We start from the raw sequence: 21,295 nt of genomic DNA on the forward strand, positions 1-21,295 counted from the left end.
GCGATCGGCCCGAGTGGCACTGCGAGATCTGGCGCGCGATGGTGAGGGGGGCCGGGTTCGTGCTCTGCCCGCGCGGCAAGCCCATCGACGCCCGCGTACCGGGCGGCGGTCGGATCTTCTATTACCCGGACCACCACGCGCTGAGCCGCGAGGTCGCCGCGGCGGTCTCGGCGCTGTCGACGCGCTTCGGGGATCGGGTGGATCTCCGCGACCCGATCTACGCGGGGTTCTCGCAGGGGGCGATCATGGGCGCGCTGCTCTTGCCCGGTCACCCCGCTCGCTTCGCGCGGGCGGCGCTGATCGAGGGCGGCTACGGCGGCTTCGGCGAGTGGACGCTGGGCACCGCCAGGCGCTTTCGCAGCGGCGGCGGGGCGCGGGTGCTGCTCGCGTGCGGGCGGGCCGACTGCGCGGCGCAGGCGCGCAAGACGCAGGCGATGCTCGAGCGCGGCGGCGTCGCCGCGCGCGTCCTGCACGCCGAGGGCGCCGGCCACAGCTATGGCGGCCGGATGGAGCGCGCGCTCCAGGAGGCGTACCCGTGGGTCGTCGAGGGCGATCCCCGCTGGCTCGGCGGCCCTGCGGCCTCGGCGCGCGGCGAGGCCTCGCCCTCGCCGGGCGCGGCCTTCGCGCCTTCAGGCGGACGCGGCGGCGAGGCCGCGCGCCCGCTCGGCCAGCCCCTGCACGACCGAGTGGAAGCTCCGCAGCTGCCGCACCTTGCCCTGGCCGAACCGACGCTCGATGCCGTGCCGGAGCGCCGGCACCCTGGCGGTCCCGCCCGTGCAGCACACCACGTCGACCCCGTCGAACGACAGGCCGGCGTCCTGCACCGTCTGGTCGAGCGCCCGTAGGATCGCGTCGATCTGCCGCTCGCTCCCGGCCTCGAACTCTTCGCGGGCGATGCGCTCGCGGAGGTGCATGGACGGGTAATCGAAGCGGAACTCCGCGACCGCCTCGCTGGACAGCGCGCACTTGCTGCGCTCGATCTCCTCGAACACGCGGAAAGCCAGCGAGTCTTCGACCAGGCAGAGCAGGTTGTCCATGCGCTGCCGGTCCTCGGGCCCGAGCGACCACGCCTTCACGTCGCGGAGGAAGGCGAGCACGTCGCGGTGCTGGAGCACCGTCATGTCGGCCGGGGAACAGAGCTTCTCGACGAGGGGCCGGGGCATGGTCAGCTGGTTCGAGCCGAGCGGGACGCGGTAGGTGACCTCGGCGCCGAAGTGGCGGGCGATCTTGTGGCGCATGAGGCTGCCGTCGAGCGCGTCGCCGGCGATGGAGACGCCGCCGAGCGAGAGCACGTCGGACGGCGCGAACCCTTCCGGCCGCATCCTGACGATCGTGTAGTCGGACGTCCCGCCGCCGAAGTCGGCGACGAGGACGACGGCCCCGCGGTCGAGCTCCAGGTGAAAGTCGTGCGCGGCGGCGACCGGCTCGGGGCAGAAGACGACCTCGCGAAAGCCGGCGATCCGCGCCGCCCGCTCGAGCCGCTCCTCGGCGAGGCGGTCGTCGGCCGGGTCGGTCGAGAACTTCGCCGGCCTGCCCAGCACGACGCGCGCGACGTCGGCGTCGAAGTGGCGGTTCGCGCGGTCGCGCATCTCCCGCAGGAAGCGGCCGATCAGGTCCTCGATGGTGACGAGCCGGTGTCCGATCTGCGTGCCGGAGAAGCTCCGGTCGGGCAGGTATTTCTTGATCGATCGGATGAAGCGGCCCTGCATGCCGTTCGCGACGAAATCGTCGATCGCCGCCGCCCCGCAGGAGAACCGCTGCTGCCCGAAGAAGAGCAGGCTCCGGAGGACGGTCGGGTCGGCCGCCGCGCCGTCGAGCGGGATGGGCGGGCAGGTCGCCTCCGCGCTGGCCGCCGAGAGCAGCGAGTTGGAGGTACCGAAATCGACGGCATACACCTCGGGCTTGAAACGTGCGGACATGATCTCGCCTCCTCGTGGGGTGCTTCGTAGGCACGCGGATCTCGCCGATTCGACCACCTATTTACAAGCTGCCGAATGCATGAGAGAATATTGGCGGGCTCGCGGGATGACCGGATTTCACCGCTGCCCGGCGAGCGACGTCGTCAGGACACGCGCGTGACCCGCCGCAGCGCCACGACGAGCGCCACGAGCGCCAGCAGCGTCGGCAGCGCGACGACGCCGACGTCGATCCACCCGAGCCAGTCGCTCGGCTCGAGCCCGAGCGCGGGGATCGGCAGCGCGAACGCGTTGTAGGCCGCGGCGCCGAGCGCGAGCGCGCCGCACGAGAGGAACAGCCACCGGAGCGCCGAGAGGAGGCCCTTGCCGAGGCGCTCCATGGCCGGCCCGCTCCGCCAGCGCCCGATGACGACCCGGATCGTGCCGGCGAGCACCACGAGCGAGAGCGCCCCCGCGACGCCCGCGGCGATGAGGGTCTCGGTCTCGCTGAGCGCCCGCCGCTCGGTGATGCCGTAGACCCTGCGCAGGACCATCGCCGCGCTCGTGAAGACCGTCGCGCCCGCGGCGAGGCTCACCGCGAAGGACAGGAGCAGCGCGACCGGCCGGGCGCGCCGCGCCCTGCGCGTCACGTCGTCCGCGGTCTGCCCCTGGGCGTTCGGGATGACGACGGTCGCGATCTCGTCGTTCGGGGCGCCCTCGGTCGCGGCCGTGGCGAGCGCGCGCGCCGGCCCGAACGGGTCCTGCATGTCGAAGTCCGCGAGCAGGCGATCGAGCTCCTGCGCGGACGGCGGCCGGTCCTCGCGCGTCCGGGCCATGGCGCGCTGGACCAGCGCCTCGAGCCCCTCCGGGATGTTCTTGTCGATGTCGCGCGGGCGCCGCGGATCCTCGGTGAGCAGGCGGATCATGGTCCGGGCCGGCTCCTCCTCGGGGAAGGGGCGCTCGCCGGTGAGCATGCGGTACAGCACGGCGCCGACCGCGTAGATGTCCGCGCGGGAGTCGACGTCGGCCGAGCCTCGCGCCTGCTCCGGCGCCATGTACTGCGGCGTGCCGACCACCGAGCCCGTGCGGGTGAGATCGGCGCCGTCGAGCACCTTGGCGACCCCGAAATCGAGGATCTTCAGGTGGATGCTGCCCCCCTCGCGCCGGACGAGGAACAGGTTCGACGGCTTGAGGTCGCGGTGGACGACGCCGGCCGCGTGGGCCGCGGCCAGGCCCCGGCAGACCTGGCGCGAGATGGTGATGGCGGTCGGGAGCGGCAGCTTGCCGACCTGATCGAGGAGGCTGCCGAGGTCCTCGCCCTTGAGCAGCTCGGTCACCATGCACGGGCGCCCGTCCTTGAGGCGCACCACGTCAACGACGTCGATCACGTGCTCGTTGCCGACGCGCGCGATCGTCTGCGCCTCGCGCTCGAAGCGCGCCATCGCCTCCCGGTGGCTGGCGAAGTGCTCGTGCGGCACCTTGACGGCGAAGCGCTTCGGCAGGCGGATGTGCTCGGCGACGTAGACGCGGCCCATGCCGCCCGCGCCGATCACGCCGGTGATGCAGAAGCTCCCCGCGAGCAGCTCGCCGACCATCGGGTCGGTCGCGGTCACGCCCTGGAGCTCCAGCGTGGTCGCGTCGATGGGGCAGACGAGGAAGTCGAGCGGGTACCGGACGCCGCACGCGGGGCAGCGTCGGGTGGGTCTCTCCGGGGGTGCCTGCCGCGCCTGGTCCGGGTCGGCGTGCCTGGCTAGCTCGACCATCGACCGGCAGTCTAGACGAGAAGCAGGCCCCGGCGCGACGGATCGGCCGCGACGGACGTGCCGCGTCGGCGCCGGCGCGGTCCGCCGGCGCCGCGCCGCGCCGCGCCTTCCGGCGCACGCGCGCTTTTCCAGCCTCACCAGGCGATTTCCAGCCTCGCGCGGCGCCTTTCGACCTCGCGCGGCGCCTTCCGGCCTACACGCAGCCTTCCGACCTCGCGCGGCGCCTTCCGGCCTACACGCAGCCTTCCGGCCTCGCGCGGCGCCCGTCGGCGTCAGGCGGGGATGGCCTGGAGGTCTTCCCGGCCCCAGTTGCGGTGCTGTCGGATGGCGTCGATGACTCGAGGAGCGTCGGGCCGCGCGGGCCGGGCCTCAGCGAGTCGTCGGTATGGGAGATGGGGATCCCTTGTTCGGTGGCGAGGTGCATGCCCTCGGAGTGGGACCGCACGGCTTCAAGGGCCTTTACCTTGTCGTCCTGGTCGCTTCCTACGCGCTGGTCTGGCACCCCACGCGCGCGGGGCTCCTCGGCGCGGACGCGTAGAGCGCGATCGTGTGCTGTCAGGTGGAGGTGGAATCGCGCCGAGGCTGGCTGAGAGGCGAGCCCGTCCAGACGACTGACACTCCAGGAGACATTTTGATGGCCGGTGCATGCCGTGGGGGTAGGTTGGTGCAGCGGGGGCCCTCATTCTCGTGCTCGTGCGGGATAGCGGCCGGGAGGTCGGGCCTTCCGAGGCTGATACGAGCAGCCTCTTCCTGTTCCCGAGGTGCGTTTTCCGGTCGCTCGATCAAGGAGACCCAGCATGAAGGACCACGCGACCCACGACGACCATGCACACGATCACGGCCAGGCGTGCGGACATCAGGCGATACGTCACGGTGACCACGTCGACTACCTGCACGATGGCCACTTGCATCACCGGCATGGCGATCATGTCGACGAGCACGTCCTCTCGGTGGACGACGAGAATCCTGCGCAGTGCACCCCGAGCCACGCGTGCTCAGGGCATGACGTGAAGCACAAGCACGGCGATGGGTGCGGGCACCCCGCTGTCCCTCACGGCGATCACGTGGACTTCCTGGTCGACGGCCACTTGCACCACCCGCACGGCGGGCACTGCGATCATCACGGCAGCGTGCAGCTGATGGCGTAGCGCTCAAGCGAGGGCGTCGAGCGTCAGGGCGACCCGTGGCGACGTTCCGGGCGGCGACCGGTGCACCGCGCCGCGGTCCCGGTTGCCTGGCCAGGCCTCGCCCTTGAGCAGCCCGACGTCGAACGGACCCATCCGGCGAAGGCGCGCGCCGGCGCGCAGCACCCCAGACACCTCGTCGGGGACGCCGTTCGAGCGGTGTCCGAGCCGGTCCCGCCGGACGTCCGCGTGCTCTGCCCACTCGGTCCCCGGCCCGACATAGGTGGTCACCAAGCGGACGGTCACCACGTCGGCGTGGAGACGAGGGCACATGGGCTTGTCGAGGCGCGCGAGCCGCACGCCGATCCGCGGGCAGCCGGTGAGATCCGCGAAGAGCGAGATCAGGCCGCGCACGTCGTCGAGGAAGGCTTCACGCCCGGAAGAATGAGGCGCTCCCGCAGCCAGCGCCGCGACGTCCGGCGCGCCGGGATCCACGAGCAGCGTCTCGGAGAGCGGCCGCGGCAGCAGCCACCCGCGCACGAAGGCGTCCACGTCGGGATCGATCCCCCTCCGCAGCACGCACACGCTCACCTCGGGCGCCGCGAGCTCGGCCAGGTCGGCGACCTCCGTCACGAGGCGCGTCGAGCTGCCCGGCGCTGCGCGCGGCGATGCGAGATCCTCGGGGGCCTCAGCGGTCGTTGTCGTCATCATCTTGTGTTCGCCTTCTTCCGTGGGCGCCGCGGCACGAGCCGCCATGCCGCGACGAAGCATTTCGGGTTCATGATGTCACGGGATGCGCCACTGATGCAATCAAGTTGCATCAGTACCACGGATGAGGTAGTAGCCCCACCTCCGGCATGTCCTGTGGTCCGCTGCCGCGGGCCCCGGGCCGCGGCTTGCCGCCGAGCGACGATAAGGAGATCACCTCGTGCGCGATATCATCAAGCTCGTCTCGTCTGCGGGGACTGGTTACTGCTACTACACGACCAAGAACAAACGGACGATGGCGGAGAAGATGCAGTTGAAGAAGTACGATCCTGTCGCCCGCAAGCACGTGGTCTTCACGGAGGGGAAGATCTCGAAGGGGGGCGGCAAGTAAACGAGACGCCGGAGCTCGTCACGGGCGCGTGAGGGGCCCTGTTGGCCCTCGGCCGCGCAGCGCCTCGGCGGCGCGCGCGGACGCGAGGCGACCCCCCGCTGCCGCTCACACCCCCGAAGACGCAGCCGGCCGGGTTCTCTCCACCGCGCAGGAGCCGCCGCGTGCGTCGGGGGAGCCGAGCGAAGCCCCCTCGGCCCCGCGCTGCGGGCCGGGCGGCCAGCTCCGCGGTGAGCTCCAGCGCCCTCGCCGTAATCCGCGGAGGGCTCCCGCGTCTGCACCGGTCGACAGAGAGGTGATCATGTCGACCGCATCCGTCTCCGTTCCCGCCCCGCACGACACCGATGAGGCCGCCGTCCGCCGCATCGACCTGCCCGTCGAGGGCATGACCTGCGCCGCCTGCGTCCGGCGCATCGAGCGCGCCCTGCTCGCCACGGGCGGCGTCAGCGGCGCGAAGGTCAACCTCGTGACCCGCACGGCCACGGTCACCTTCGACCCGGCCGCCGCGTCCGCCGGGGCGCTCGTCGCCGCCATCGAGGGCGCGGGCTACGGCGTCCCGGAGAGCGCCGCCCCGCCGGACAGCGCCGCCGCCGCCCCGGTCGGCCGGGCAGCCGTCGCCGAGGAGAGCCTCGACGGCGAGCGGCGCGTCCTCTTCCGGGACTTCGCGATCTCGCTCGCGCTCTCGGTCCCGCTGCTCGTCCTCGGCATGTCGCACGGCCGCATCCCGGGCGCCGACGGCGCGGGCGGCCGGCTCGTCCAGCTCGCCCTCGCGACCGCCGTGATGGTCGGCCCCGGCCGCAGGTTCTTCCGGCTCGCCTGGGCCGCGCTCCGGCACCGGGCGGCCGACATGAACACCCTCGTGGCCCTCGGGACCGGCGCCGCGTGGGTCTACTCGGCGTTCGCGGTCGTCGCGCCGCAGCTCTTCCCCCACGCCGAGCACGGGGCGCGGCCGCACGTCTACTTCGAGGCGGCCGGGGCCATCGTCACCTTCGTCCTGCTCGGCAAGCTCCTCGAGACGCGCGCCCGCAAGCGGCTCACCGACGCGGTGCGCGGGCTCGTCGCGCTCCAGCCGAAGACGGCGCGGCGCCTGCGCGGCGATCGGGAAGAGGAGATCCCGGCCGCGGCGCTCTCGCCCGGCGATCTCGTCCGCGTCCGTCCGGGGGAGCGGATGCCGAGCGACGGCGAGGTCGTCTCGGGCGCCTCGGCGGTCGACGAGTCGATGCTCACGGGCGAGAGCCTCCCCGTCGATAAGAGCGCCGGCGCGGCCGTATTCGGCGGCACGCTGAACCAGAGCGGGCAGCTCACGGTGCGGATCACGAAGACCGGCGCCGACACCGCGCTCGCCCGCATCGTCGAGGCGGTCGAGCAGGCGCAAGGCTCGAAGGCGCCGATCGCGCGCCTCGCCGACACCGTGAGCGGCATCTTCGTCCCGGTGGTCCTCGGCATCGCCGCGCTCGCGTTCGTCGCCTGGGTCGCGGTGGATCCGAGCGCGGCGGGGCTCGCCACCGCGGTCGAGCGGTTCGTCGCCGTCCTCGTGATCGCCTGCCCCTGCGCCCTGGGCCTCGCGACGCCCGCCGCCGTGGCCGTGGGCACCGGGCGCGGCGCCGAGCTCGGCGTGCTCGTGAAGGGCGGCGCGGCGCTCGAGGCCGCGAGCCGCGTCGACACCGTCCTCGTGGACAAGACGGGCACGCTCACCGCGGGGCGGCCGCAGCTCGCGGCGGTGAAGGCGCTGGCGGACGCCTCGGAGGACGAGCTCCTGCGCCTCGTCGGCTCGGCGGAGCTCGGCAGCGAGCACCCGGTCGCGAAGGCGCTCGTCGAGGGCGCGCGCGCCCGGGGCCTCCCGCTCGAGGCGCCCGAGGCCTTCCACGCCGACGCGGGACGCGGCGTGGTCGCCCGCGTCGAGGGGCGGGAGGTGCGCGTCGGCACGGCCCGGTACCTCGCCGAGCTCGGCCTCGACGCCGCGCCGCTCGAGGAGCTCGCCGAGGGCCTCGCCCGGAACGGGAACACCCCGTCGTTCGTCGCCGTCGACGGCCGCCTCGCCGGCCTTGTCGCGGTCGCCGACCTGCCGACCCCCGAGGCCAAGGAGGCGGTCGCCGCGCTGCACCGGCTCGGCGTGCGGGTCGCGATGGTGACCGGCGACCGCGGGGCGACCGCGCGCGCGGCGGCGCGAGAGCTCGGGATCGACGAGGTGTTCGCCGAGGTCCGCCCCGAGGACAAGGCCCGCATCGTGCGCGAGGAGCGGGAGCGCGGGCGCGTCGTCGCGATGGTCGGCGACGGCATCAACGACGCGCCCGCCCTCGCCGGCGCCCACGTGGGGATCGCGGTCGCGAGCGGCACGGACATCGCGGTCGCCGCGGCCGACGTCGCGCTGCTGCGCGGCGGCGTCGCCGCCCTGCCCACCGCGCTCGGGCTGGCGCGCGCGACGCTGCGGACCATCCGCCAGAACCTCTTCTGGGCGTTCGTCTACAACGTGGTCGGCATCCCGATCGCGGCCGGCGCGCTGTACCCGCTGACAGGCTGGCTCCTGTCGCCGGTCCTCGCGAGCGCGGCCATGAGCCTGTCGAGCGTCTCGGTGCTCCTCAGCTCCCTGCGGCTCCGGCGGTTCGGGCGCGCGGGTTGACATCCGCGCTCGACCGGGCGGCATCGTCGCTCTCGCGCGCGAGGCGCTGACGCGCCCGACCTCCACCACCGGCGCTCGCACGACGGAGGCGCCCCCGCGAGGACCGGAGCCAGGTCCGCGGGAAGGCGACGCGACGGCGATCCTGGCGGCCCGCGCGGCCTTCACCGCCTGCGCGAGCGCGGGTAGAAGCGCGATGACCTCCAACGAAGCGGCGCCGCCTCGCGCCGCGAAGGAAGCCACCGTGCTCGTCGAGCTCTCGATCATCCTGGCGCTCGTGCTCCTGAACGGCGTCTTCGCCGCCGCCGAGATCTCCGTCGTGTCCCTGCGCGGCTCCCGCCTCGAGGCCATGATCGGCTCCGGCAGCTCGCGGGCCAGGGCGGTCCAGCGGCTCCGCAAGGACCCGGAGCGCTTCCTCGCGACCGTCCAGATCGGCATCACGGTCGTCGGCGCCGTGGCCAGCGCCTTCGGCGGCGCGAGCGTCGCCGAGGATCTGATCCCCCTGATCGAGCCCCTCCCCTGGCTGGGCCCGCACGCCGACACGGTCGCGCTCGGCCTCGTCGTCGCGCTCGTCTCGTACCTGTCGCTCGTCCTCGGCGAGCTCATCCCCAAGTCGCTCGCCCTCCGCTTCGGAGAGCCCTACGCGCTCTGGGTGGCGGGGCCGCTGCTCGGCCTCTCGCGGCTCGCGCGCCCGCTGGTCTGGTTCCTCACCGCGAGCTCCAACGCCGTCCTTCGACTCTTCGGCGATCGCACCAACTTTACCGAGTCGCGGCTCTCGCCCGAGGAGATCCAGCAGCTCGTCGACGAGGCCGCCGAGTCCGGCGCCGTCGACCCGAACGCGGGCGAGATCGCGTCGCGGGCGCTCGATTTCGCCGGCCTGACCGCGGCGCAGATCATGGTCCCCCGCAGCCGGATCGTCGCCCTCTCGCGCAGCGCACCGGACGAGGAGGTCCAGCGGGTCGTCCTGGAGAAGGGCCACACCCGGATGCCCGTCCACGACGGCACGATCGACAACGTGATCGGCTACGTGAACGTGAAGGACATCGTCGCCGCCTCGTGGAAGCGCGGCCGCGTCGTCCTCCAGGACATCGTCCGGCCAGCGTACTTCGTCACGGGGACCATGCGCGCGGTGGACCTCTTGAACGAGCTCCGGCGCCGGCGCACGCAGCTCGCCATCGTGGTGGACGAGAACGGCACGATGAGCGGCATCGTCACCCTGGAGGATCTCGTCGAGGAGCTCGTCGGCGAGATCTACAGCGAGCACGACGCCGCCCCGCCGGAGCTCATCCGCGCCGAGGCGGACGGGTCGTTCCTCATCGATGGGCAAGCGCCGGTGCGCGAGGTGAATCGAGAGCTCGACCTGGCCCTGCCGGAAGGCGAAGGCTGGTCCACGGTCGCGGGGCTGTGTCTGGAGCTGACCGGCCGGATCCCGGCGACCGGGGAGGTCCTCCGCACGCCGGACGGCACGACGCTGGAGATCGCGGACGCCATTCCGCGGCAGGTGAGGAGGGTGCGGCTGCGCAGGCGCGCGGCGGAGGAGGCGTCCGAGCCGGGAGGCGAGCCGGCGGCGGCGGGGAGCGACGGGGAATCGTGAGCGGCACGGGCGCCAAGGGGCCGACGCGAGCCCCTGCGCCATGGCGGCCGCACACGTCGGCGCGGCCATCGCCGCCCACGTCCCCGAGCGTGAAGGTCGTGCCGTGCATCTCGGCGGCCCAGCCGCGTCGCTGAACTCGTCGCGTGTGCACGGGGCACTCGAGTTAGACTGAGGCATGAGGACTCGTAGCTTTCGGATGGTTGCGGCCGGGACTCGCGCTCCGGTCGCTATCTTGCTCGCCGCTGCCGCCGTGAGCGCCGGCTGCAGGGAAGTGCCCTCGGACCTCTTCGGAGACACCGCCGGGGCGACCTCGACGAGCGTCGGCACACACGGCGCCGGCGGGGGCTCGGGAACCGCAGGGGGCGGCGGCTCGGGTGCCGCAGGCGGCGGCGGCTCGGGTGCCGCAGGCGGCGGCGGCTCGGGTGCCGCAGGCGGCGGCGGCTCGGGTGCCGCAGGCGGCGGCGGCTCGGGTGCCGCAGGGGGCGGCGGCTCGGGTGCCGCAGGGGGCGGCGGCGGCGAGGCTGGCGGGGCTGGCGGGACTGGCGGGGACGCGGCCGGAACGACGGCGGGCAGCGGTGGAGCGGGCGGCGGATGCGACGAGATCGCCTGGTATTGCGACGCAGACTCCGACGCGCATGGGGACCGGAATGTCGTCGTCGAGGCGTGCGATGCGCCGCCAGGCGGCGACGCCGCGTGCAGGGGTCCCTACGTCGCGTCGAGCGACGATTGCGGTCCCAACGACGAGACCGCTCACCCTGGAGCGAAGGCCTACCATGCGGAGCCGATGGCGCCTCCAGCCCGCGGCGGGTCGGAGTTCGACTTCGATTGCGATGGAACCGCCACACCCGACCCCGCGCAGCTCTTCGGTGGAACGGGCACCCTCGAGTGTACCGTCCTCGATTGCATCCGCCTCGAGCCGCCTGAAGGTTACGGCGCCGACGCCGAGTGCGGCTCCACGAACGAGTACTATCGCTGCGAGCAGTCGCGCGGGGAGCGGTGCGCCCCTCATGCGGCGGAGGCCCCGGAACCCCTGCGCTGCAGGTGAGCGGAAGGTGGTGCGCCGAGCACTCCCATCACTACCGCTCGACGGCCCCCGGATTGGATTTCAATCCTCCAGGGAGGCGCTCGACAGCCCCTCGGAGGATACCGCATCGAGGCCGCTCACGTCGATCTCTCCGGAGACGAGGCCGGGGAGCAGCAGATCGCGCGTCAACTTCAGGTTGCGGTTCTTCAGGACGAGCCGATGCATCATGTCCAAGGAATCCGTGACGATGTGATCGAACCGACGGAGGAGCCGCGCGGGGGGCAGCGGCAGCGCGACCTTGCGGAGGACGTCCCAGCTCGCGCGCGGCATCTTGGTGCCCTGCGACGTCTGCGCCGCATGGGCGACGAGCTCGTCGCTGGAGACGCAGCAGAGAACGATGCCGAAGTGCTCTGGCGCCTGCGCGCGCAAAACGAGGATATCCGACGAGCACACCGCGTCGACCGGGGTCACCCCGACCTTGTGGAAATAGGGCCGGATCTTCCCGAAGAGAATGTCGCCAGCGCGCGCGCGGAGCTTTGTGCTCTGCGCCTCCCCGGCACGCCCCCATTCGCCGAGCGCGACCGAGCGTCGCGGCAGATGCTCGAGCCCGAAGTAGGGTGTCTCGGGATCCACGGCGCTCGGATCGACGGGCTCTCGCACGTCGGCCGCGAGCTCGCCGAGCCGAGCCACCTCCCAGCCCGCCGGCACCTTGCCGGCGGAGGACGGGACCAGCGTCACCTCCTCGCGCCCGGTGAACCGGAGGTCGACGAACCACGCGCGGTACAGCGAGCGGGCCATCTCCTCGAGGATCCCGACGCGCTTCGCGTTGTTCTCGATGAGGTCGTCATACGCGGAGAGGATGTCGGCGATGCGGCGCTGGACCGCGAGCGGCGGCAGCCGCAGCGTGAGCTTCCCGGCGTCCGGCACGCGCATGTGCTCGACCGTCGCGCCTGAGCCGAGCGCCTTGATCTGGCGCTGCAGGTCATCTCCTCGGAGCGCGTAGAGGAGAAAGCGGTTGTCGAGCTTCTCCGGGTCGGCCCTGTAGGAGAGGAGGCGCTGTCCCAGAAACACGGGCTCGCCCGTGCGCAGCAGGCCGACCTCGCCGAGGGGAGCTTCGCGGGTCAGGATGACATCCCCGCGCCGCGGCACCTGACGGCGTGTCCAGATCTTATAGATGTCCTCCGTGACGTATTTGATGTCGTCGAGCTCGATCCACCCGCCGCGCACGTTGGTCGTGCGGATCATCTTGTATGGCGTGATCTCGTCGACCGTCGGGGCCGTCTTGTTGACGCAGTCGACGATCGCCTCGCAGACGTCCGAGAGGGCGGCGCGCGGCCACTCCACGCGCGTCATCACGCCCCGAGGAGCGCCGCGACGTTCTCGGCGATCTTCGCCTCGATCTCCCGCGCCTCGCCGTTCAGCCGCGTCAGCTCGTCGTTCAGCCGCTCGAGCCGCTCCTTGAGGTCGACGTCCTCGGGGACCCGGGCGGCGACGCCCACGTAGCGGCCTGGATGGAGGCTGAAGCCCTGCGCCTCGATCTCGCCGAGCGTCGCCGCCTTGCACAGCCCCGGCACGTCGGCGTACCTCCCGCTGGGGAAGCGCTCCTTCAGGAGCGCGCCGCTCCCGTGCAGGTCCTCCGGCGCCTCGCCGCGGTAGAGCCGCACGATGTTCGCGAGGAGCTCGATCTGCTCCGGCGACAGGTCGTGATGGGTGCGGTCCACCTGCCGGTAGACGCGCCGCGCGTCGATGAAGAGCACCTTGTCCTTGCGCGCCCCCCTCGCCTTCCCCTTGTCCAGGAACCAGAGCGTGACGGGCAGGGTGACGGTGTAGAAGAAGTTCGAGCCGAGCGCGACCATCACGTCGACGGCGCCGGTCTGGATCAGCTTCCGCCGGAGCTCGAGCTCGCTGCCCCGGGCGTCGCTCGCGCCGTTCGCCATCACGAACCCGGCGCGCCCCGAGGCGCTCAGGGCGCTGTAACAGAGCTGGATCCAGAGGTAGTTCGCGCGGTCGGCCGAGGGGATCCCGAACGGGAACCGACGGTTATCGCCCTTGAGCCGCTCCCGGTCGACCGCGTTCTGGTTGAACGGCGGATTGGCCATCACGTAGTCGAACTTGCCGACCTGATCGTGGATGTCCTCGTAGTAGGCGTTCGCCTCGCGGATGTCGCCCGAGAGGCCGTGCACGGCGAGGTTCATCCTCGCGAGGCGGAGGGTCTGCGCGACCTTCTCGACCCCGTAGACCGCGATCTCGTCCGACGGCCGCTTCCGGTGCTCGGCGATGAAGCTCGCGCTCTGCACGAACATGCCCCCGGAGCCGCAGCAAGGGTCGTAAATCCTGCCGTGGTACGGCTCGATGACCTCGACGATGAGGCGCACGACCGAGTAGGGCGTGAAGTATTCGCCGCCCTTCTGCAGCGCGCGCGGCGCGAAATTGCCGAGGAAGTACTCGTAGATCCGACCGAAGACGTCGCCCTCGACGTCCTCCGGGATGGCGCCGAAGAGCTTGAGCAGCTCCTGGAGCGTCCTCGCGTCGAAGCGGCCGTACGCCTTCGGCAGGACGTCCTTGAGATCCTCGTTCTCCGCCTCGATCGCCCTCATCGCGTCGTCGAGCGCCTCGCCGATGTCGGCCCCCTCGGGCAGCCGGAGGAGGCGGCCGAAGCGGGCGCTCTCCGGGACGAAAAGGACCCCTCCGGCGCGGCCGTCGCCCTCGCCGGCGCCGCCCCGGCGGCGGGACGACGCTCGCTGCCCCTCGGCCTCGGCGAAGCGGTGCTCGGCGTACTTCAGGAAGATCAGCGCGAGGACCGGCGTCGCATACTCGGACGGCTCGAGGGCGGAGTTGGCCCAGAGCTGGTCGGCGGCGGCCCAGAGGCGCTTCTCGAAACCCGCGGGGAGGGGCATCAGGGCATGGTTCTACCCGAGGACGGGGACGGGGTGCTCGCCCTCGCCGGGGCACCTCGCCGCCCGCACGTCACGGCTCCTCGAGGTAGTGGAACTGCACGATCCGCCCGAGCCAGGGGACCCAGCCGGGGTTCGCGTCCAGCGCAGCGGCACGCACGCGCACGTCCGCGGCGGCCAGCGGAAACAGGACGTCCACGTGGGTGCGCGTGGCCACGACCCGGCCAGGGCGCCGGACGACACGGCCGAGGGGGAGCCCGGCGAAGCGGCGGAGCCAGAGCGAGACGGCCAGGCGCCAGGTCGCGGGCGCGCCCGCTGGGCGGCGGCTCAGCGCCCGCCAGGCCGCCTCGCCGAGCACGCCTCGCCACGCCTCCGGCGGCGCAGCGGCGACGTCGGGGAGCGGCTCGGCCGGAGGATCGAAGACGGCGAGCGCCGGATCCTCGGGCGAGACCCCGCACCACGCCCCGAGGTGCTCCATCAGGCGCACGGGCAACCCGCCCCGGACCGCGGCAGGGTGGTCGTGGAGCCAGTCGGCCATGCCGAGCCGCATGAGCGGCCGGATCACGAGGAGCAACCCGCCGGCAGCGGTGGGCATGGGCACGCCGTTCCAGACCGAGGAGCGGCCGCGGCGCTCGCGGCGCGGCGCCGCCGGATCCCCGGCTGCGGCCGAGGGCGCGGCGGCTCCGGGGGCCGCAGCCCCCGACTGCGGCCCGGGAGGCCGCGCGGGCGACGCGGGCGCGACCGGAGGCGCGGGCGGCTCGGGCAGCGCGGCGGGACCGGGCTCCGCGCGCGGCGCGGCGCGCTCGGAAGCCGCGCCGAGGACCGAGGCCGCCGGGGGCGCAGCGTCCGGCCGGACCGCCGCCGCGCGCGGGGCCGCGACCTCCGCCACGCCCTCCGGCGCCGCGGCCTGCGGCGCCTCGACCGGCGACCGCAACGTGGCCGCGTCGTCCGCCGCTTCGGCTGCCGCATCGACCTCGGGGAGGCTCGCCGCCAGCGCGAGCTGCGCCCCGCGAGCAGCGAGCCGCCGATCCACGGCCAGCGCCGGGCTCCCCGCGCACGCGGCGACCGCAGCGAGCCAGACGGCGCGAGCGTCGACCGGGCCCCAGCGAGCGACCCACCTCCGCAGCACCCCCCGCCACGGTGGCGCAAGGCGCGGGCTCTCGCCCGGCGCGACCGGCGCGCTTCGGTCGAGCCCGCGCGCCACGGCCGGCGGTACGCCCCAGCCGCAGCGGAGGAGCAGGGCCTCGCCGACGCCGGGGCGGAGCGCGCCGCAGAGGGCGTCGAGGGCGGCCTCGTCCAGCTCGGCCGTCATCCGCACGACCGCGGCCGCCCCGGCGGGCGTCTCGAGCGCGCGGGCGAGCGCGATCTCGAGGGCCTTCGACGCGGGGAGCGCCGGCGCGAAGCCGCGCACGGCCAGGGGCCAGAACCACGCCGAGACGGCCTGTTGCGCCGCCACCCGCCGGGCCAGCAATACCGAGGGCTCCACGTCGTCGTGAAAGTAGACGACCTCGGCCGACGCCGCGCCGCTCGTGTCGGCGTGGACGGCGGTCGCGCGCAAGGCCTCGAAGCGGCGCTCGATCGCGAGCGCGATCGAGGCTGGAGGGCGCGTGGGATCGATCGCGCCCAGAGAGAGCCGGCGCACGACGTAGACGCGGCCTCGATCCGCGCTGGGGAGCGAGGCGGTGCGGAGCGCGTCCTCGACGAGGAGCGCTCCGCGCCGCACGGCGGCGTCGTCGTGGGCGCGGAGGCGAAGCATGCGCACGCGCCGCTCCGTTGCCACTACGCCCCCCGGGAGAGGGGGAGTTCGCCGGTCCGCTCGCCGGCGCTCATGTCACGCGCCGTCCTCGTCGGCGTCGTCGGCGTCGCCTGGCGGTCGCGCCGGGCCCCGACCGCGTCGGCCAGGAGCGTCGAGAGCTCGCGGACCGCATCCTCGGACGTCGTCATGGGCATCCCTCCGTGGCCGCCGCAGCCGGCGTCTCGAGCGGCGGCGGCGCATCGTCGATCACCAGCTCGAGAGCACCATACGCGGCACGGGCGTGGCCGTCCACGGCGTGGGCGGCGCGGACGAGGCGCCGCGCCCACGCCTTCTCGTCGGCGACCGCCTCGAGGATCTGGCCGTCCCACAGCGCCTCGCCGCCCTCGCGCATGAGGTGCTCGACGCCGGCCCGGCGCATGTCCCCCGGCGCGGATCGCGGCCTCGGCGTGCAATCGATGGGGTTGCCGAGCGAGAGAGCCGCTGACGCCGAGATCGCCGAAGCTCGCCAGGCCCTCGCCGGCGTTCCAGGCCCATCGCCGCCTGGCGCCGCATCGAGCTGCGATGCCGCAAGCCAAGACGGTCAGTCGATGCGATGCGATCCACGCCAAGTCGGCCGCGCCTCGGCCGCTGATCCGAACTGTTGATCGAGCAACGAGAGCCGACGATTACCCCACACGTCACCGACGATTGTGTATGCGACGACCTGCATTTCGCCTCTAGAGGCCTCTGCCACGCGGGCCGCGAGACGACCGGGCTCGAGCAGGTTGTCTATCACCATGTTCACATCCAAGAACCACGTCAGGTCGGTACGTCGAGTGGGGCGATGACTCACCCCCTCCGATACTTGGCCGGTGTATAGCCTTAGCGCGTGGATCTGCCCGACGCCGGCGTCGCAATCCGCGAAGATGAAGACCGGCCTCCGGCTCCGCTCATCGGTCATCGGCTCGAGCTCGAGCCCGAACGCCATGCGCACGAGCTCCCGACATCGGACCTCATCAGTGCTCGGTGAACCGAACACCAGCTGGCAGACGAGCGGCGGTGCGCTCGTTGACTCCAGCATATCAACAAGCCTCGGAGACGGCGAGATCGGCAAATGGCGCGCGCTTCCCACGAGCGGCAGCGGCGCGTACGGATCGCGAAACACGTACTTATGAGAATCGGCGAGGCCTAGTGGGCCAACGTCCATGCGGTCGCACGTGACGCAGGCATCGATGTACTCCATACTTGTGCCGAACGCTGATTCGAGGGCGCTCGCAACGCCGCCCAAGTCGAGCACGTTCCACCCGACCAAGGACACGCTGGCGTGCAAGGGATGGGTCGCCGAGTGAACATACTTTTCAGCGTCCAGGCGATCCAGGCCGAGCGACACACGCAAATCGACCAGTCCCGTTTCAGGCAATGGGACCGGGGGCCGTTCGTACCAGGCGCCTCCAATGTCCTGGTTACCGACGAACTGGAGCGTCGTCCCGAAGATCTCTTCGAGCACCGGAACAATCTGGTCCTCAAGGGGTTCCTCGCTCTCAGCCTCCGTTGCACGGAACGCAACTTCGAGAGCCATAAACAAATGCGGAGAAGTGCTCATGGGTTCTGCCTTGGCAGGGGCAATCGCAGGCTACTTCTTGGAGCGGGCGCTGCAGCATCATAGATCTTCACGTTGACGGTGTGCCGGATCCCTGTGATTCGTTGAATATCGGCCACCGCCCTTTCCACGAGCTCGCTCAGTTTGAGCGCATTGATTTGGTGACTCAGCAGCTCTCCGGTGTGCCCGTCGGTCACCCTCGCCCCGACGCCGGGCGCCCTGCGCGCCAGCACGGACGAGACCACGGTCAGATCGTAATCGCTCAGGCGTCCGACGTCGAACGGCGTACCCTCTGGAGCGTTGACCACGGCCCGCTCATACCGGCGCCCCGTGACGCTGCTTCCCTCGAACACTAGCCTCGCGTCTGGATCGACGACACTCATCGTGTCATACAGCCGCGACGAGAACTCCTCAAACACCGGCCGGTTGGGGAATCCGAACGGCACGTCATGAGCCGGGTCGATCTTCGTCCGTGCGGGCTCGTTGGGACGGAGTGAATGTCCTGGGGTTTCGCCGCGCGCACGAAGCAGCGAGTTCGCCGTGGCTTCTTCCTGGAGATGCAGCTCGAGGCGTGCACGGTCGGCCTTCCCCGTTTCACCACGCCCCTCGAAGATCGGCTCCCGAGTAGCTCTCAGGCGAGCCAGCTCGTTGGCATAGTATCCTTGCGCCCTCCTGGCGACTGCTGGATCAGCGGCAAGACTCTCGAAATCTGGCATAGCCGTTGCGCGTGAACGACGCGCGGCGACCGAGGGCGCGCCCGCAGGCGGATGCAGTGAGCTTCCGGTCAGGGCATCCGCCTCTGAGAGAATGCTCAGCAGATCCTGCATCGCGCGAGGCGATTGGTCAACGTGACGCGCGGGCTCGAGCGGTTTACCCGAAGCTCGGGCTGCATGGAACTCCGCGACCGATACGCCTCGCTCCCGAGCAGCCACCTGCTCCCGCAGTGCCTGCAATCGGGCATGTTCTGGTGATCCAGGGGGCGTACGAGCCATTGCGTCGTCCAGCACCTGCCCGACACGCCTGCACCAGGAGCACACCGCGAGGACCACTCCATCGTCCGTCGCGATTGCCTTGAGCCGGTGAGGCTGCCCGTCGATCGTGATGGGATGCTCGGCGAGCACCGTGCCCGGAGGTTGATTGGCGTCGGAGGGCACAGCCTCGCGCGCGGAAGGCGCAGCATCGCGCGGGGCGGTCGGAGCCTCGCGGGTCGGCGCGGGAGCCTCGCGTCCGGCCGTGGGCTCGTGCGGCGCGGCAGCCTCGTGCGGCGCGGCAGCCTCGTGCGGCGCGGCAGCCTCGTGCGGCGCGGCAGCCTCGCGCGGCGCGGTCGGGGCCTCGTGTGCCATGACGGCGTCGTGCGGCGCACCGGGCGCGCGCCCCTCCGGGAAGCTGGCGTGATAGGCGGCCGTCACCTCGGGCGGGATGGGGCGGCCGGTGCGACGGCTGATCGCGCGCCAGGTCCGATACGAGCTGCGCGCGGCGTACCGCTCGGCCAGGTTGGCGATGCGCTCCTGTCCGCGGCCGATCGCCTGGACGAGGCGCGTGCGACCCAGGCCTCGCAGCGCGGCGCTTCCGGTGCGACCGACGGCACGGACCGCGGCGGCGGCGCGCGGCGCGTTGGCACCGGCCCGGCTTACGGCGTGACCGAGGCCACGCTCGGCGGCGGCGATGCCGCGGCCGGCAGTAGCGATCGCCCGCCCGAGGCCGCGCTCGGCAGCGGCGATCGCCCGCGTCATGCGATTTGCCTCGCGCGGCGCCGCCGGCCCGGTCTCGCGCGGCGCCGCCGGCCCGGTCTCGCGCGGCGCCGCCGGCCCGGTCTCGCGCGGCGCCGCCGGCCCGGTCTCGCGCGGCGCCGCCGGCCCGGTCTCGCGCGGCGCCGCCGGCCCGGTCTCGTGCGGCGCCGCCGGCCCGGTCTCGTGCGGCGCTCGCGCCGCGTCGGCGCCGCCGGCGCGGCGGGCGCCGCGCGCGGCCTGGAGGAACGACGCGCCGGAGATCGCACCCGAGAGCAGGAAGCCCTGCAGATCGAGCTCGGTGAAGCTCGCGAGCCCCTTGCCGGCGGCGACGTTCATCACCACCTGCGACGCATACTCGCCGACCATGTCGAACGCGAGGGTGATCGCGAAGCGCGAGAGCGCCGTCGCGCCGGCTTGCCCGGCGGCGTTCACGAGCGCACCACCGAAGGCGCCGATGCCGCCGCCGATGGCGCCGGTCAGCGCGCCGGTCCAGGCCGCGTGCCACAGCCCGCGGCCGGTGATGCGGCGGCCGGCCAGCGCATTGCCGACCAGGTAGCCGGCCATGCTCGAGAGCGCGCCGGCGATCGCCCCGACGATGATCCCGGTGATCACGGTCGCGAGCAGGCCGGCGCCGATCAGCCCGCCGACCGCGGCCCCGATGACCGGACCGAGCAGCACGCTGACCACGATCGCGATCAGGATGACCAGCAGGATCGTGGCGACCGTCTCCCACGCCGGGCGCTCGTTCTGCGCCGCGATGCAGGCGTACTTTCGAATTTCGTCGGCCAGGCCGCGCCTGTGCCCGCCTCCCTCGGGATCGACCCCGCCCTGGATCTGCAGGTCGAAGCCGCGCTGCAGGCTCGTCTTCTGCTGGTCGATGCCCTCTCGGATCCCCTGGTTGAGGCGCAGGTAGCCGGAGACGACCGTGAGCAGCGCGCACGCGAAGGTCCGCTGCACCGTCGTGGTGAGCCGCTCGATGGCGGTCGAGTGCTCGGTCCGGGCCTGGGTGAAGCCCTCCACCGCGCTGCTCGACGCCTGGCCCATCGCCTCGGCGAAGGCCTGGGTGAGCTGCCCGGCGCCGTCGCGCGCGGTCTCCACCAGCCGGTCGAGCGCACCTTGCGCCGTCCCGCGGCTCGCCTCCACCGCGCCCACGGCCGTGCCGAGCCCGGAGCCCAGTCGCTCGCGAAGCTGGCCCAGCAGGAGCGTGACGCGGCCGTGGACCCCGCGCATCGCCGCGCGCACCAGCTCTCGGCGACGTGCTGTCGTGGCCTCGAGCACCGCGCGCAGCTGCGCCAGCGCGTCGGCGATGCCACGACCGGCCTGCGCGGCCCCCCTCAGGAGCTCACCGGCCACCCCGTGCGCCGCCGACTCCACCATCAGCCGCTGCAGATAGGCCGTATCGCGCGCCGCCTGCCGCTGCGCGCGGCGCTGGCGAGCGAGCTGGCGAAGCTGGTTCGCGAGCTGCGCGTCGACCGACGCGGTGCGCGCTTGCCGCTGCGCCGCCGCCGCGGCGAGCGCGCCCGTCATCATCTGCCCGAGGGTCGCCACCGCCTGCGCCGCGCCCTGCTGCACGCCATCCTGCGCGCCCAGCGACGAGCTGATGACCGTGGCGCAGTGACCGGCGCGCGCGCGCGCCAGCTGGCGCGCCTGCGCGGCTGCCTCGTTCACGAACCCGTCGCGGTAGCCCTTGGCCGTCTCCATCGCCGCGTTGGCGCGCGCGTCGGCGCGCCGATCGGTGAGATAGCCGTCCAGCGCGCTATCCATCCGATTGATGCGCCCGCGGTGGTACATGCGCCAGTACGAGCGACCGAGGTTCATCGCCTCGCCGCCCTTGCTCGTCCCGACGCCGTTGAGCTCCTGTTGACCGCGCGCGATCAGGCTGCGCACCACGCCGAGCTCGACGGTCTCGGCCGAGCCGATCGCGCGCGTCGTGCGCGCTGCACCGCTCTGCACGCGCCCCATGGCTGCCACGGTGGTCGTGACGGCGTGCACGACGCTCGCCACGTACTGCGCGTTGATGACCCCCTTCGCCGCGCGCGCGTCGCGGTGGGCCGCGATCGTCGCGGCGGCGTAGGCGGCGTCGATGGCGTCGAGCGCGCGATCGCGCGCTGACTCGATGTCCGTTTTGACGCCGATGAGCGCTCTCCCGAGCCTGCGGGGCACCTCCTGGTCGAGCTCGAACAGCGCCTGGCGCGCCTCGGCGCTCATCTCGCGCAGCGAGCT

General features: G+C 72.7%; 15 protein-coding genes. 5 read left to right on the forward strand and 10 right to left on the reverse strand.

Features of this window, described 5'->3' with window-relative positions:
- Nucleotides 1–629 precede the first annotated feature (629 nt).
- Both NQZ70_RS47110 and NQZ70_RS47115 read right to left on the reverse strand, forming a co-directional pair.
- Nucleotides 630–1,919, reverse strand: a complete 1,290-nt coding sequence (locus NQZ70_RS47110; protein WP_129580068.1) for an Hsp70 family protein — start codon at nt 1,917–1,919, stop codon at nt 630–632.
- Between the two features lie 143 nt (nt 1,920–2,062).
- Nucleotides 2,063–3,658, reverse strand: coding sequence for a serine/threonine-protein kinase (locus NQZ70_RS47115; protein ID WP_129580069.1), 1,596 nt, complete (start codon nt 3,656–3,658; stop codon nt 2,063–2,065).
- Between the two features lie 797 nt (nt 3,659–4,455).
- Between NQZ70_RS47115 and NQZ70_RS47120 the strand changes: the two genes are divergently transcribed.
- The gene (locus NQZ70_RS47120) at nt 4,456–4,806 is read left to right on the forward strand and encodes a hypothetical protein (protein ID WP_129580071.1); all 351 of its coding nucleotides are present in this window, start codon (nt 4,456–4,458) and stop codon (nt 4,804–4,806) included.
- 3 nt (nt 4,807–4,809) lie between these two features.
- On the opposite strand, the gene NQZ70_RS47125 is transcribed toward NQZ70_RS47120, so the two are convergent.
- On the reverse strand, nt 4,810–5,493 hold the full coding sequence (locus tag NQZ70_RS47125; protein ID WP_165374516.1) for a DUF1826 domain-containing protein: 684 nt from the start codon (nt 5,491–5,493) through the stop codon (nt 4,810–4,812).
- Nucleotides 5,494–5,710: 217 nt separating this feature from the next.
- Between NQZ70_RS47125 and rpmG the strand changes: the two genes are divergently transcribed.
- The 4 genes from rpmG to NQZ70_RS47145 all read left to right on the forward strand — a co-directional run bounded on the left by rpmG (nt 5,711) and on the right by NQZ70_RS47145 (nt 11,134).
- A complete protein-coding gene (gene rpmG, locus NQZ70_RS47130) occupies nt 5,711–5,881 on the forward strand; it encodes a 50S ribosomal protein L33 (RefSeq protein WP_129580073.1) in 171 nt (56 codons plus the stop codon).
- 298 nt (nt 5,882–6,179) lie between these two features.
- Nucleotides 6,180–8,498 (forward strand): heavy metal translocating P-type ATPase, encoded by a 2,319-nt coding sequence (locus NQZ70_RS47135; protein WP_165374517.1) that lies wholly within the window; start codon nt 6,180–6,182, stop codon nt 8,496–8,498.
- Between the two features lie 193 nt (nt 8,499–8,691).
- A complete protein-coding gene (locus tag NQZ70_RS47140) occupies nt 8,692–10,089 on the forward strand; it encodes a hemolysin family protein (protein ID WP_207217659.1) in 1,398 nt (465 codons plus the stop codon).
- A gap of 784 nt (nt 10,090–10,873) precedes the next feature.
- Entirely contained in the window at nt 10,874–11,134 is a 261-nt protein-coding gene (locus NQZ70_RS47145) for a hypothetical protein (RefSeq protein ID WP_129580075.1), read from the forward strand.
- Between the two features lie 60 nt (nt 11,135–11,194).
- Here NQZ70_RS47145 and NQZ70_RS47150 read toward each other — a convergent pair whose 3' ends face one another.
- The 7 genes from NQZ70_RS47150 to NQZ70_RS47180 form a co-directional block, all read right to left on the reverse strand.
- On the reverse strand, nt 11,195–12,466 hold the full coding sequence (locus NQZ70_RS47150; RefSeq protein ID WP_129580076.1) for a restriction endonuclease subunit S: 1,272 nt from the start codon (nt 12,464–12,466) through the stop codon (nt 11,195–11,197).
- Nucleotides 12,466–14,010, reverse strand: a complete 1,545-nt coding sequence (locus NQZ70_RS47155) for a class I SAM-dependent DNA methyltransferase (RefSeq protein ID WP_129580077.1) — start codon at nt 14,008–14,010, stop codon at nt 12,466–12,468. The genes NQZ70_RS47150 and NQZ70_RS47155 overlap by 1 nt, the downstream gene beginning before the upstream one ends.
- A gap of 70 nt (nt 14,011–14,080) precedes the next feature.
- On the reverse strand, nt 14,081–15,769 hold the full coding sequence (locus NQZ70_RS47160; protein WP_129580078.1) for a hypothetical protein: 1,689 nt from the start codon (nt 15,767–15,769) through the stop codon (nt 14,081–14,083).
- 17 nt (nt 15,770–15,786) lie between these two features.
- Nucleotides 15,787–15,951, reverse strand: a complete 165-nt coding sequence (locus NQZ70_RS47165; RefSeq protein WP_165374518.1) for a hypothetical protein — start codon at nt 15,949–15,951, stop codon at nt 15,787–15,789.
- Nucleotides 15,948–16,181, reverse strand: a complete 234-nt coding sequence (locus NQZ70_RS47170; protein WP_129580079.1) for a hypothetical protein — start codon at nt 16,179–16,181, stop codon at nt 15,948–15,950. Before NQZ70_RS47170 ends, NQZ70_RS47165 begins: the two co-directional genes overlap by 4 nt.
- Before the next feature lie 162 nt (nt 16,182–16,343).
- Nucleotides 16,344–17,345: a hypothetical protein gene (locus tag NQZ70_RS47175; RefSeq protein WP_129580080.1), complete on the reverse strand. Its 1,002-nt coding sequence runs from the start codon at nt 17,343–17,345 to the stop codon at nt 16,344–16,346.
- Entirely contained in the window at nt 17,342–21,280 is a 3,939-nt protein-coding gene (locus NQZ70_RS47180) for a hypothetical protein (RefSeq protein ID WP_165373715.1), read from the reverse strand. Before NQZ70_RS47180 ends, NQZ70_RS47175 begins: the two co-directional genes overlap by 4 nt.
- Nucleotides 21,281–21,295 lie beyond the last annotated feature (15 nt).

It is taken from the genome of Sorangium sp. So ce836, assembly GCF_028553905.1.
Classification (GTDB): domain Bacteria; phylum Myxococcota_A; class Polyangia; order Polyangiales; family Polyangiaceae; genus Sorangium; species Sorangium cellulosum_D.

What these genes read in the sequence shown, in the direction of transcription:
- NQZ70_RS47110 (WP_129580068.1), bottom strand. Translation starts at nt 1,919, where the DNA reads ATGTCCGCACGTTTCAAGCCCGAGGTGTATGCCGTCGATTTCGGTACC.
- NQZ70_RS47170 (WP_129580079.1), bottom strand. Translation starts at nt 16,181, where the DNA reads ATGCGCCGGGCCGGCGTCGAGCACCTCATGCGCGAGGGCGGCGAGGCG.
- NQZ70_RS47145 (WP_129580075.1), top strand. Translation starts at nt 10,874, where the DNA reads ATGGCGCCTCCAGCCCGCGGCGGGTCGGAGTTCGACTTCGATTGCGAT.
- NQZ70_RS47135 (WP_165374517.1), top strand. Translation starts at nt 6,180, where the DNA reads ATGTCGACCGCATCCGTCTCCGTTCCCGCCCCGCACGACACCGATGAG.
- NQZ70_RS47125 (WP_165374516.1), bottom strand. Translation starts at nt 5,493, where the DNA reads ATGATGACGACAACGACCGCTGAGGCCCCCGAGGATCTCGCATCGCCG.
- NQZ70_RS47120 (WP_129580071.1), top strand. Translation starts at nt 4,456, where the DNA reads ATGAAGGACCACGCGACCCACGACGACCATGCACACGATCACGGCCAG.
- NQZ70_RS47180 (WP_165373715.1), bottom strand. Translation starts at nt 21,280, where the DNA reads ATGAGCGCCGAGGCGCGCCAGGCGCTGTTCGAGCTCGACCAGGAGGTG.
- NQZ70_RS47165 (WP_165374518.1), bottom strand. Translation starts at nt 15,951, where the DNA reads ATGACGACGTCCGAGGATGCGGTCCGCGAGCTCTCGACGCTCCTGGCC.
- NQZ70_RS47155 (WP_129580077.1), bottom strand. Translation starts at nt 14,010, where the DNA reads ATGCCCCTCCCCGCGGGTTTCGAGAAGCGCCTCTGGGCCGCCGCCGAC.
- NQZ70_RS47175 (WP_129580080.1), bottom strand. Translation starts at nt 17,345, where the DNA reads ATGAGCACTTCTCCGCATTTGTTTATGGCTCTCGAAGTTGCGTTCCGT.
- NQZ70_RS47140 (WP_207217659.1), top strand. Translation starts at nt 8,692, where the DNA reads ATGACCTCCAACGAAGCGGCGCCGCCTCGCGCCGCGAAGGAAGCCACC.
- NQZ70_RS47115 (WP_129580069.1), bottom strand. Translation starts at nt 3,658, where the DNA reads ATGGTCGAGCTAGCCAGGCACGCCGACCCGGACCAGGCGCGGCAGGCA.
- NQZ70_RS47150 (WP_129580076.1), bottom strand. Translation starts at nt 12,466, where the DNA reads ATGACGCGCGTGGAGTGGCCGCGCGCCGCCCTCTCGGACGTCTGCGAG.